The sequence below is a fragment of the Amycolatopsis sp. cmx-8-4 genome (genome assembly GCF_046548675.1).
Taxonomy (GTDB): Bacteria; Actinomycetota; Actinomycetes; order Mycobacteriales; family Pseudonocardiaceae; genus Amycolatopsis.
The window spans coordinates 1-12,311 of record NZ_JAEBDZ010000033.1 but is presented as its reverse complement, the minus strand read 5'-3'; the positions used below and the strand labels follow the sequence as shown (position 1 = coordinate 12,311).

Sequence of the window (12,311 nt, the reverse complement as noted above, 5' to 3'; positions counted from 1 at the left end):
CCCTCGCCCATCGTGGCTGTTCACGAGATCCCGAACTCCTTGCCGAGCAGGTCGAACATTTCGTCGTCCGAAGCCGCGAGGACGACGTCGCCGGCGACGCGGTCGGACCGCATCCCGTCGAGCAGCCCGTGCAGCCGTCGGGTGAGGTCGTCCTTGCGGATGTCGCTGAGCTGGGCGCCCGCCAGCGCCCGTTCCAGCCGGTCCAGTTCTTCGGTGAGCGGATCGGCCGCCGGCCGGTCCGCCGGCACCAGCTCGGTCCGCAGGAACTGCGCGAGCGCGAGCGGCGTCGGGTGGTCGAAGACGATGCCCTGCGCCAGGTTCAGCCCGGTGCGGCGAGCCAGGAGGTTGCGGAACTCGACCGCGCTCAGCGAGTCGAAGCCCAGGCCGCCGAACTTGGCCTCCGGTTCGATCGCGTCCGGCGAGGAGTGCCCGAGGATCATCGCGGCCGCCGTCCGCACTGCGCGGGACAGCGTGCTGACCCGCTCCGGTTCGGACATCGCGGCCAGTTCGTCGACGAGCGAGGTTTCCGCGGCTTCCGGTTCGCGCCGCGCGGCCTCGACGGCGGCGCGGGCGGCCGGGACCCCGTCGAGCAGGTGCGTCATCCGCATCAGCGCCATGCCCGGCGCGTAGCGGCTCCAGTCGATGTCGGCGACGGTCAGCGAGACGTCGCCGCGGCGCAGGGCCTCGCCGAGGGCGAGGATCGCGCGTCTCGGCGCGAGGGCCGCGGCACCGCTGCGGCGCATGCGTTCCTGGATCGCCGGGTCGGCCGCCATGCCGACCTCGCCCCACGCGCCCCAGGCGACCGACGTCGCGGCCAGCCCGTCCCGGGCGCGTTGTTCGGCGAGGGCGTCGAGCACCGCGTTGGCGGCGGCGTAGCTGCCCTGGCCGGGCCCGCCGACGGTGCCGGCGATCGAGGCGAACAGGACGAACATGCTCAGGTCGTGGTCCGCGGTCAGCTCGTGCAGGTTGAGCGCGGCGGCGGTCTTGGGCCGCAGCACGGTCTCGAAGCGGCCCGGGTCGACGGCGTCGACCACGCAGTCGTCGAGCACACCGGCGGCGTGCACCACGCCGCGCAGCGGGAACTCGGCCGGCAGTCCCTGGATGAGGCCGGCCAGCGCGGTCTTGTCGGAGACGTCGCAGGCGGCGACGGTCACGCGGGCCCCGGCCTCCGTCAGGTCGTCGGCGAGTTCACGGGCGCCCGGCGCGTCGAGGCCGCGACGGCTGGTGAGCACGATGTGCCCGGCACCCTCGTCGGCGAGCCAGTGCGCGAGCTTGCCGCCCAGCGCGCCGGTACCACCGGTGACGATGACCGTGCCGTCCTTCGGGACGGCGGCCCGGTCCGACACCGGCGCTCCGGCCGGAGCGGGGACGAGACGGCGGACGTGCGCGCCACCGGGGCGCAGCGCGAGCTGGTCCTCCTCCCCCGCCGCGGCCAGCGTCGCGGGCAGGCGGGTGAGCGCACGGGGGTCGAAGTCGGCGGGCAGGTCGACGAGGCCGCCCCAGCGGCCGGGGTACTCCATCGCGGCGACCCGGCCCAGGCCCCAGACGGCGGCCTGCGCCAGGCTCCCGGCGGCGTCGGCCGGGCCGATCCGGACGGCGCCGGTGGTGACGCACCACAGCGGCGCGTCGACGCCGGCGTCGCCGAGGGCCTGGACGAGCGCGGCTGTCGTCGCGAGCCCGGCGGGCACCGACGGCGTGTCGGCCGCGGGTTCCTCGTCGAGCGCGAGCAGGGACAGGACTCCCGCCGGGCGCGGGAAGCTTTCGAGCAGGGCGGTGATCCGGTCGTGGAGGACGTCGCGGTCCGGGGTGTCGACGACGAGCCGGACGGTGTCGGCGCCGAGCGCGTCCACGATGACGTCGATCCGTTCGTCGCCGTCGAGGGCGGCGGGTACGGCGACCAGCCAGTCTTCGCGGCGCGGCGCGGCGGTGGCCGTCAGGGGCTGCCAGTCGACGCGGTAGCGCCAGCCGTCGGTGATCGTGCGGTCGACGTGTCCCTTGCGCCGTGCGGAGAGCGCGGGCAGCACGCGGGCGAGTTCGTCGGCGTCGGCGTCGAGTTCTGCGGCCAAGCCGGTGAAGTCGGCGCCCTCGAGGGCGGCCCAGAACTCTTCGTCGCCGCCGCTCTCCACCGGTGCGACGGTGGCCGCCGGCTGCGGCCAGAACCGCTCGCCCGCGAACGGGTAGGTCGGCAGCGCGACGCCCCGCGCGTCGGCCCCGGCGAAGAACGCGTCCCAGGCCACGTCGACGCCGTCGGCGTGCAGTCGGGCCAGCGCGGTGACGACCGTCGTCTCTTCGTCGCGGCCCGCACGCAGCAGCGGCACGAGCAGGGCGTCGTCCAGGGTCTCCGCGGCCATGCCGGACAGCACGCCGTCCGGGCCGACCTCGACGAACCGGGTGACACCGCGGGCGGCGAGGTCCACGACGACGTCACCGAACCGGACGGTCTGGCGGACGTGGTCTACCCAGTACTGCGCGGTGGCCAGCAGCTCGCGCTCGGGCCGCCCGGTCACGGCGGACACGATCGCCCGCCGCGGCACGCGCAGGTCGAGCCCGGCGACGACCTTGGCGAAGTCGTCCAGCATCGGTTCCATCAGCGGCGAGTGGAAGGCGTGGCTGACGGTGATCCGCCGCGCCTTCTCGAAGTGCGCGGCGACGGCTTCGGCGGCCGCTTCGGTCCCGGCGATCACGACGGACGCGGGCCCGTTGACGGCGGCGAGCGAGACGTCCGGGCCGAGCAGCGGCTCGACCTCGTCGGCGCTCGCCCGCAGCGCGATCATCGCGCCGCCTTCGGGCAGCTCCTGCATCAGCCGCGCCCGGGCGGCGACGAGCGTGCACGCGTCTTCCAGGGACAGCACCCCGGCACCGTGCGCGGCGGCGATCTCGCCGATCGAGTGGCCGGCGAAGTGGTCGGCCCGCACGCCCCAGGACTCGATCAGCCGCAGCAGCGCGACTTCCAGCGCGAAGATCGCGGGCTGCGCCCAGCCGGTCGTGTCGAGCAGCGCGGCGTCGTCGCCGAAGACGACGTCACGCAGGGAACCGTCGAACTGCGCGCAGACCTCGTCGAAGGCGTCGCGGAAGACCGGGAACCGGGTGTGCAGCTCGCGGCCCATGCCGAGCCGCTGCGAGCCCTGCCCGGTGAACAGCAGCGCGAGGCCACCGTCGCGGGCCGTGCCCTCGACGACGTTCCCCGCCTCGTTCCCGGCGGCCAGCGCGGCCAAACCAGTGCGTAGCGCGGCCGGGTCGGCGCCGACGACGACCGCGCGGTGGTGCAGCGCGGCGCGTCGGGTCGCGAGGGCGAGCCCGGTGGCGGCGACCGACGTGGTGTCCGCGTCGATCAGCCGGGCGGCCTGCGCCTGAAGCGCGGAGCGGCTCGCCGCGGACAGCACCCACGGGACAACCGCGGGTTCCGGATCCGGCTTCCGCGCCGGGGCGGCCGGGGCCTGTTCCAGGACGACGTGCGCGTTCGTGCCGCTGACACCGAAGGCGGAGACGCCGGCGCGGCGCGGGTGTTCGGCGGCGGGCCACGGCGTCGGCTCGGTGACCAGCTCGATGGCGCCGGTCGTCCAGTCCACATGGGACGACGGGGCGTCGACGTGCAGGGTCGGCGGCACGACGCCGTGCCGCATCGCCTGGACCATCTTGATGATCCCGCCGACCCCGGCGGCCGCCTGTGTGTGGCCGATGTTGGACTTGAACGAGCCGAGCAGCAACGGGTGCTCGCGGTCCTGGCCGTAGGTGGCCAGCAGCGCCTGGGCCTCGATCGGGTCACCCAGCGTGGTCCCGGTGCCGTGTGCTTCGACGACGTCGACGTCCGAAGTGGACAGTCCGGCGTCTTCCAGGGCGGCGCGGATCACCCGGCGCTGGGACGGGCCGTTGGGGGCGGTGATGCCGTTGGACGCGCCGTCGGAGTTGACCGCCGAGCCGCGCACCACGGCGAGGACCTCGTGGCCGTGGCGGCGGGCGTCGGAGAGGCGTTCGACGACGAGCATGCCGACGCCTTCGGCCCAGCCGGTGCCGTCGGCCGCATCGGCGAACGCCTTGCAGCGCCCGTCCGGGGCGAGGCCGCCCTGCTGGCTGGTGCCGAGGAAGTAGTTGGCGCTGGACATCACGAGCACGCCGCCGACGAGCGCGAGCGAACACTCGCCGCCCCGCAGCGCCTGGCTCGCGAGGTGCAGCGCGACCAGCGACGACGAGCACGCCGTGTCGACGGTCATCGACGGGCCTTCGAGGCCCAGCACGTAGGACACCCGGCCGGAGACGGCGCTCGCCGCGTTGCCGAGGCCCGCGTGCGCGCCGACGTCGGCGTCGCTGCCGGCGAGCACGCTCGCGTAGTCCTGGCCGTTGGTGCCGACGAACACGCCGGTCGCGCTGGCGCGCAGGCCGAGCGGGTCGATCCCGGCGTCTTCCAGGGCCTCCCACGACGTCTCGAGCACCTGGCGCTGCTGCGGGTCCATGGCGAGGGCCTCGCGGGGCGAGATGCCGAAGAAGGACGCGTCGAAGCGGTCGATCTCGTCGAGGAAGCCGCCGTAGGTCGTGGCGGACGCGCCCGCGGCGAGCGTGGCGAGGTCCCAGCCGCGGTCCGCGGGGAACGGGCCGACGGCGTCGTCGCCGTTCGAAACCATGGTCCAGAGGTCGGCCGGGGACCGGACGCCCCCGGGGTAGCGGCAGCTCATCCCGACGATCACGACCGGGTCGTCACCGCGCGCTCGCGTGCGGCGGACCGGGCCGGTGCGCTCGGCTTCCCCGAAGAGGCCGGCGAGCAGCAACCGCGCGACGTCGGCCGGGGTCGGGTGGTCGAACACGAGCGTGGCCGGGAGTTCGAGGGTCGTCGCGGCGGTCAGGCGGTTGCGCAGTTCCACCGACATCATCGAGTCGAACCCGAGGTCGGTGAACGGCTGGCCGGTGCCGACCGCGCCGCTGTCGCCGTGCCCGAGCACGGCCGCGACGGTGGTGCGCACCAGGTCTTCGGCTGCCCGGGTGCGGTCGGCCTCGCCGAGGTCGGCCCAGTGCCCGGCGAGCGGGCTCGACGCGACGCGCGCTACCGGCCCGGCGGCCAGGCCGGACAGATCCGCCAGTCCGGTGCCACCGGTGAACTCGACCTCACCGGCCAGGAACACCGGCCGGTCCGCGGAGTCGAGCAGCGCCAGGCTCACGGACGTACCGTCGAGCGGGGCGATGCGCACCCGGAGCCTCGTCACACCCGGCACGTGCAGGGAAACGCCGCGCCAGACCCGGGGTTCCGGGGTGGGCTCACCATCGGCCACACACGCGCGTAAGGCCTCGGACAGCAGCAGCGGGTGGAGGTCGAATTGCCCGTCGAGGGTGTCCGGCAGGGTGATGTCGGTGCGATAGGCGCCTTCGGTCAGTACCGCGGGTTCCGGGCCGGGGCCGGCGGCGAGGGTGCCGGTGGCGTGGTGGGTCCAGTCCGGCACGTCGGCGCCGGCGGGCGCGCTGTGGACGTCGATCGGGCGGCTGCCGTCGGGCCAGGGCGGGCCGACGCGCACCTGCAGGACCAGGGCGTCGGACGGGCCGAGCACCAGCGGCGCGGTGAGCGTGAGTTCAGTGATCTCCGGGCAGCCGAGGTTTCGGGCCGCGCGCAGGGCGAGTTCGAGAAAGCCGGTGCCGGGGAACGTGATCCGGCCACCGTCGAGGTGCGCCGCGAGCCACGGCTGGGTGACCAGGGACAGCGTGCCGGTGAGCAGCGACTCGGTGGTTCCGGCGACGTCGAGGGCGGCGCCGAGCAGCGGGTGGCGAACGGCGGCGAGGCCCAGCCCGGCGGCGTTGCCGGCGCGGACGGTGAGCGTGGGCCAGTACCGATCGCGCTGGAACGGGTAGGTGGGCAGGTCGACCAGGCGGGCCCCGGCGAGCACGGCCGTCCAGTCGACGGTACCGCCGCCGACGTGCAGCGCGGCCAGCCCGGTGACCAAAGCGGTGTCCTCGTCGTGGTCACGCCGGGACAGGGGCACGACGACGGCCGCGTCGACCAGGCCGGACAGCACGGCGTCCGGGCCGATCTCGGCGAACCGCGTCACACCGGCTTCGGTGAGCCGGGACAGGGCGTCGCCGAAGCGGACGGTGTCGCGGACCTGCTGGACCCAGTACTCCGGGTCGGTGACATCGCCGGCCGAGACGACCGGAACGCGCGGGGTGGCGAAGGCGAGTTGCGCGACGACCTGGCGGAACTCGTCGAGCATCGGTTCCATCAGGACCGAGTGGAACGCGTGCGAGACGCGCAGGCGGCGGTGCTTGGCGAACTTCGCGGCGACCGCGACGACGGCGTCCTCGACGCCGGAGAGCACGACCGACTCCGGGCCGTTGACGGCGGCGATGTCGACGCCGTCCTCCAGCACCAGCTGAACGTCCACTTCGGACGCGCGCACGGCGACCATCACGCCGCCCTCGGGCAGCGCGCCCATCAGCCGGGCGCGCGCGGCGACCAGCGTGCAGGCGTCGTCCAGGGTCAGGACCCCGGCGACGTGTGCGGCGGCGATCTCGCCGACCGAGTGCCCGGCGACGTGGTCCGGGCGGACGCCCCAGGTGCCGAGGAGCCTCGCCAGCGCGACCTCGAAGGCGAAGAGAGCGGGCTGCGCGAACTCCGTCCGGTCGATCCGGTCGTCACCGAGGGCGTCACGCAGGTTCGGGAACCGCTCGACGATCTCGTCGAAGGCGGCCGCGAACGCCGGGTAGACCTCGGCCAGGCGGCGGCCCATGTCGCGGTGCTGCGCGCCCTGGCCGGAGAACAGGAACGCCGTCTCGCCGCGGACCGCGGACGCCGTGGTGACGCCGGTAGCCGCACCCTTGTCGAGCCAGCCGCGCAGCGCTTCCCGCAGGGTCGTGGAGTCCGGGCCGACGGCGGCCAGGCCGTGTTCGAACCCGGCGCGCGTCACGGCCGTGGACAGAGCGACGTCGGCGGCCGGTGTGGTGTCGGTCGTCGCGGCGAGAAGGCGCTCGACCTGGGCCCGCAACGCCGTCTCGGAGCGGGCCGAGGCGAACCACGGCACCGGACCCGTGGTGGTCGTGGGCTCGGCGGTTTCGGGTTCGGGGGCCTGCTCGACGATCGTGTGGGCGTTGGTCCCGCTGACTCCGAACGACGACACCGCCGCGCGGCGCGGCCGGTCGGTCTCGGGCCAGGACACCTGCTCGGTCACCGGGGTGACGGCGCCGGCGGACCAGTCCACCTGGGACGACGGCGTCTCGGCGTGCAGCGTGCGCGGCACTTCGCCGTGGCGGATCGCCATGACCATCTTGATGATCCCGGCGACCCCGGCGGCGGCCTGGGTGTGGCCGAAGTTCGACTTGACCGAGCCCAGCAGCAGCGGGGTCTCGCGGTCCTTGCCGTAGGTCGCGAGCAGCGCCTGCGCCTCGATCGGGTCGCCCAGTTTCGTGCCGGTGCCGTGGGCTTCCACGACGTCGACGTCGTTCGTCGTCAGGCCGGACGCGGCGAGCGCGGAGCGGATCACGCGCTGCTGCGACGGTCCATTGGGGACGGTCAGGCCGCTGCTGGCGCCGTCGGAGTTCACGGCGGTGCCGCGCAGCACGGCGAGCACCGGGTGGCCGTGGCGTTGCGCGTCGGAAAGCCGTTCCAGGACGAGGATGCCGGCGCCTTCGGACCAGCCGACGCCGTCGGCGCCGTCGGCGAACGCCTTGCAGCGGCCGTCCGGCGCGAGGCCGCCCTGCTTGCTGAACTCGGCAAACGCTTCGGGCGTCGCCATGACCGTGACGCCGCCGGCGAGGGCCAGGGAACACTCGCCGGAGCGCAGGGACTGCGTCGCCCAGTGCGCGGCGACCAGCGAAGACGAACAGGCCGTGTCGACGGTGACCGAGGCGCCTTCGAACCCGAAGGCGTAGGCGATCCGGCCGGACAGCACGGCGGCGGTGTTGCCGGTGCCGGTGTGCCCTTCGACGGTCTCGCCGGACGCGGCGAGGAGCTTGCCGTAACTCTGGCCGTTGGTGCCGACGAAGACGCCGGTACGGCTGCCGCGCAGGCTCGCGGGGACGATCCGGGCGCGTTCGAGGGCCTCCCAGGTGACCTCCAGCAGCACGCGCTGCTGCGGGTCCATGGCGAGGGCCTCGCGCGGGGAGATGCGGAAGAACCCGGCGTCGAAGCGGTCGGGCTCGTCGACGAAGCCGCCGCGCCAGGCGTCGACGTCACCGAGGCTGACGGTGCTGCGGTCGACGCCGGCGAGCAGCGCGTCCCAGCCGCGGCCCGCGGGCAGCGGGCCGATCGCGTCGGTGCCGGCCGCGACGAGGTCCCACAGCTGCTCCGGCGAACAGACGCCGCCGGGGAACCGGCAGCCGATCCCGATCACCGCGATCGGCTCGGCCGCGGCCGTCTCGAACTCGCGGACGCGCTGCCGGGACCGGTGCAGGTCGGCGGTGACGCGCTTGAGGTAGTCACGAAGCTGGCTCTCGCTAGCCATCCTGGCCTCTCGGTGTCGTCCGGACGGGTCCGGCGGCGCCGGATCCCGGGGCCGGGTCCGGATTCCGCATCGCGTGAGTCAAACCCACCCCGCGCCCGCAAACCCTTAGTCTTTCCGGCCGCACCCCACGCCGGGAGCGGCCACCACACACGCGGGAACAGCCAACACACCGCCCGGAGCGGCCAACACAAGCGCCGGAACGGCCAACACGCCGACACCCCGGCCGTGTCGGCCACTCCCGGCGCCGTGTTGGCCCCTCCGGGCAACGTGTTGGCCGCTCCGGGCAGCGTGTCGGCCGCTCCGGGCGCCGTGTTGGCCGCTCCCCCAGCGCCGCGGACCGCGCGCAACAGTAGGTAAATCACGGAAACACCGCTGTTACGGTCGCCCGGTCCGCGCGCTCCCCGTCCGTGAAAGGTGCTCGACCATGAGCCGAGATCGGCGCCCGATCCTCTTCGTCAGCTCGCCGGACAGCGGACTGATCAACCCCCAGCTGGTGCTCGCCGCCGAGCTGGCGCGGCGGGACGTTCCCGACCTGTACTTCGCGACGAGCGACAACCGCCGTGACGAGGTGGAGGCGATCGGGACGGTCGCGTTCCGCTCGCTCGGCGCCCCGATCCCCGAGCTGTCCTCGGGTGCCTGGGACGACGAGACCTACGCGGCCGTCACCCAGCAGTCCCGCTGGAAGGCGCACAAGGCGCTGATGCGCCAGACCTTCGACACCCGGTTCCGCAACGCGACCTACCGCGCGCTCGAAGAGATCGTCCGCGAGGTCGAGCCGGCGCTGATGGTGATCGACTCCCTGCTGCACGCGGGTTTCGAGCTGGCCGTCACCTACGGGATCCCGTACATCGTGAGCGCGCCGTTCTCGCCGAGCAACCTCGTCAACAAGCTCCCGAAGACCTACCCGGCCCCGCACTCCGGGCTGCCGCAGGACATGACGCCCCAGCAGCGCCGGGAGAACAACGCCTTCCGCCGCCGCCGCGGCCGTCTCTTCATCGCGGACTCGGTGCTGCGCAAGCGGGTCGTCGAGTACGTCAAGTCCAACAAGGAGCTCGGCGTGTCGCGGCTGGCCGCGAAGTACACGTCCCGGATCGACCTGGCCCAGCTGGTGTTCAGCTACACGCTGGCCGAGCTCGACTACCCGCTCGAGGTCCCGGAGCACTTCCGGATGCTCGGCGCGATCCTGCCGCCGATCCCGGAGCTGCCGGACGAGCAGGACGTCAAGGGCTGGCTCGACCGGCACGAATCCGTCGTGTACATGGGGTTCGGCACGGTCGCCCGGCTGGGCGCGACGGAGGTCGCGAACCTCGTCGAGGTCGCGCGGCGCCTCTACGGCGACCACTCCGTGCTGTGGCGGCTGCCCGCCGCGGCCCACAAACTGCTGCCGGACGACCTGCCCGCGAACCTGCGGATCGAGAAGTGGCTGCCGTCGCAGCTGGACGTCCTCGCTCATCCGCACGTGCGTGCCCACTTCACCCACGGCGGCGGCAACGGGTTCGTCGAGAGCCTCTACTTCGGCAAGCCGCTGCTGACCCGCCCGCTGTTCGTCGACTGCTACGACCAGGCCGTGCGCGGCCGGGACCTCGGCGTCGGCCTGGTGGTCGACCGGCCCGAGATCGTCGACGTCGACGACACCGTCGCGAAGCTGACCGAAGTGCTGCGGAACCCGGAGTTCACCACCCGGGCCCGGGAAATCGCCCGGCTGCAGCACGAACCCGGCCGCGGCCGCGAAGCCGCCGCCGACCTGCTGCTGTCCCTCGTCACCGGCGAGCCGGCCGCGCAGTCACCCACCCCGTCGGCCCGGCTCGCCCGGTGACCGGCCGGCGCACCCGGAGGTATCGATGATCAAGGCCCAGGGACTGGCCCGGACGTTCACCGCGCAGGGCCGCACGGTCGAGGCGGTGCGCGGTGTCGACCTGGACGTCGGCGCCGGCGAGATCGTGGCGTTCCTCGGCCCGAACGGCGCCGGGAAGACCACGACCATGCGCATGCTGACGACGTTGATCAAGCCGACGGCCGGCACGGCCACCATCGCCGGTGCCGATCTGCTCACCGAGCCGACGAGCGTTCGCCGGCACATCGGCTACGTCGCCCAGGGCGGCGGCACGGTCGAAGAGCGCAAGGTCAGCGAGGAACTGGTGCTGCAGGGCCGGTTGTACGGCCTGAACAAGACCGACGCGACCGAGCGGGCGCGGGACATCTCGCACCAGCTCGACCTCGACGGCCTGCAGGACCGCCTCACGGTGACGCTCTCGGGCGGCCAGCGGCGCCGGCTCGACCTGGCGCTCGGCATGGTCCACAGCCCAACGCTGCTGTTCCTCGACGAGCCGACCACCGGCCTCGACCCGCAGAGCCGCGCCCACCTGTGGAGCCACATCCGCCGGCTGCGCGACGAGCAGGGCGTCACGGTGTTCCTCTCGACGCACTACCTCGACGAGGCCGACGCGCTGGCCGACCGGATCCAGATCATCGACAACGGCGTGATCGTCGCCGAGGACACCCCGGACGCGCTGAAGTCCCGGCTGCTCGGCGACGGCGTCGAGGTCACGGTGCCCGAGGAGCTCGCGGACCACGCCGAGCTGGTCGTCGCCGGCCTGGGTTCGGCGGAGCGCCTGCGGCGCGACGGCGCGACCCTGCACTTCCAGGTCGCGCACAGCGAGGAGGTTCTCTCACCGCTGGTCCGGGCGCTGGACCGGGCGGACATCCCGCTGGTCGCGCTGCGCGTCCAGCGGCCGACGCTCGACGACGTGTTCTTCACCCTGACCGGCCGGAGCCTGCGCGAGCCGGCCACCGCCGGACTCGAACCCGACGGAGTCACCGATGCTGCGTGAAGCGATCCTGATCTACCGCAGCGAACTGGCCGTCACGCTGCGGAACAAGCCGTACCTGATGATGGGCATGATCCAGCCGGTGCTGTACCTGGTGCTGTGCGGGCCGCTGCTGGCCGTGCTGGTGACGCGCGCGCCGGGCACCCCGGCGGGCACGTCGTGGGTGGACCTGACCCCGGCGCTGATCGTCCAGATCGCGGCGACCAACGGTATTTACGGCGGTTACATCCTGCTGAGCAACCTCCGCAACGGCACCCTGGACCGGCTGCGCGTCACCCCGGTGAGCCGGACGTCGCTGAGCCTGGGCAAGGCCCTGCCGTCGGTGACGCTGTCGCTGATCCAGAGCGTGATCATCCTGGTCCTGGCGGGCGGCGTCTTCGGCGTCTCGCTGAGCATCGTGGGTGTGCTGCTGGTGCTGGCGATCGCGGCACTGACGTCGATGACGATCGCCTGCTGCTCGCACGCGATCGTGCTGAAGCTGAAGAACGAGGACGCGTTCTCGTCGCTGGTGAACATCGCGATCCTGCCCCTGACGCTGCTGTCGGGCATCCTGCTCCCGATCACCCCCGACCGCGCGCCGACGTGGCTGTACGTCCTGTCGCGCTTCAACCCGCTCGCGTACATCGTGGACATCAGCCGGGCCAGCTTCCGCGAGACCCTCCCGCTGGTCCCGACCCTGATGGGCGCGGTGGTCATCATCGCGCTGGCGGCGTTGGCCCTGCGCTGGAACACCCGCACCTTCCAAACCGAGACCGCCTGAGTTCTGCCCTCACAGCCGGGCCGGGGACACGCTCCCCGGCCCGGCTTTTTTGCTACCCGCACCCGTGTCGTCGCCCCAATCACGCGTGTCGACCCTCTGATCACGCGAGTCGACCCTCCAGTCACATGATGACCGGGACTGTTCCAAGATCGGTGTTTCCGGTCCGACACGCCGGGCTGAGGTCCGGCGGGATGGGCACTGTGAGTGATGACATCGGACCTTGTGAGTCCACGTAAGCGTGAGTCCAAGCCGGCGCGGGAGCAGTCGCCGGAGCAGGCCGCTGCGGCGGCGATGGTGGCCGAGGCG

At 73.3% G+C, this 12,311-nt stretch carries 4 protein-coding genes; 3 read left to right on the top strand and 1 reads right to left on the bottom strand.

Translation table 11 applies throughout. The annotated features are described in order from the left end of the window. Positions 1-20: 20 nt before the first annotated feature. Positions 21-8,417, bottom strand: coding sequence for a type I polyketide synthase (locus tag ACLJQZ_RS41160; RefSeq protein ID WP_410626313.1), 8,397 nt, complete (start codon positions 8,415-8,417; stop codon positions 21-23). 424 nt (positions 8,418-8,841) lie between these two features. Here ACLJQZ_RS41160 and ACLJQZ_RS41155 point away from each other — a divergent pair, with 424 nt between their 5' ends. The 3 genes from ACLJQZ_RS41155 to ACLJQZ_RS41145 are packed head-to-tail and all read left to right on the top strand — an operon-like array spanning position 8,842 to position 12,005. Continuing rightward, on the top strand, positions 8,842-10,233 hold the full coding sequence (locus tag ACLJQZ_RS41155; protein WP_410626311.1) for a glycosyltransferase: 1,392 nt from the start codon (positions 8,842-8,844) through the stop codon (positions 10,231-10,233). 25 nt (positions 10,234-10,258) lie between these two features. Further along, positions 10,259-11,248 carry an ATP-binding cassette domain-containing protein gene (locus ACLJQZ_RS41150; RefSeq protein ID WP_410626309.1) on the top strand — a complete coding sequence of 330 codons (990 nt, stop codon included), beginning with the start codon at positions 10,259-10,261 and terminating at the stop codon, positions 11,246-11,248. Then, complete coding sequence (locus ACLJQZ_RS41145; protein WP_326949528.1) at positions 11,238-12,005, top strand: ABC transporter permease; 768 nt, start codon at positions 11,238-11,240, stop codon at positions 12,003-12,005. The genes ACLJQZ_RS41150 and ACLJQZ_RS41145 overlap by 11 nt, the downstream gene beginning before the upstream one ends. Positions 12,006-12,311 lie beyond the last annotated feature (306 nt).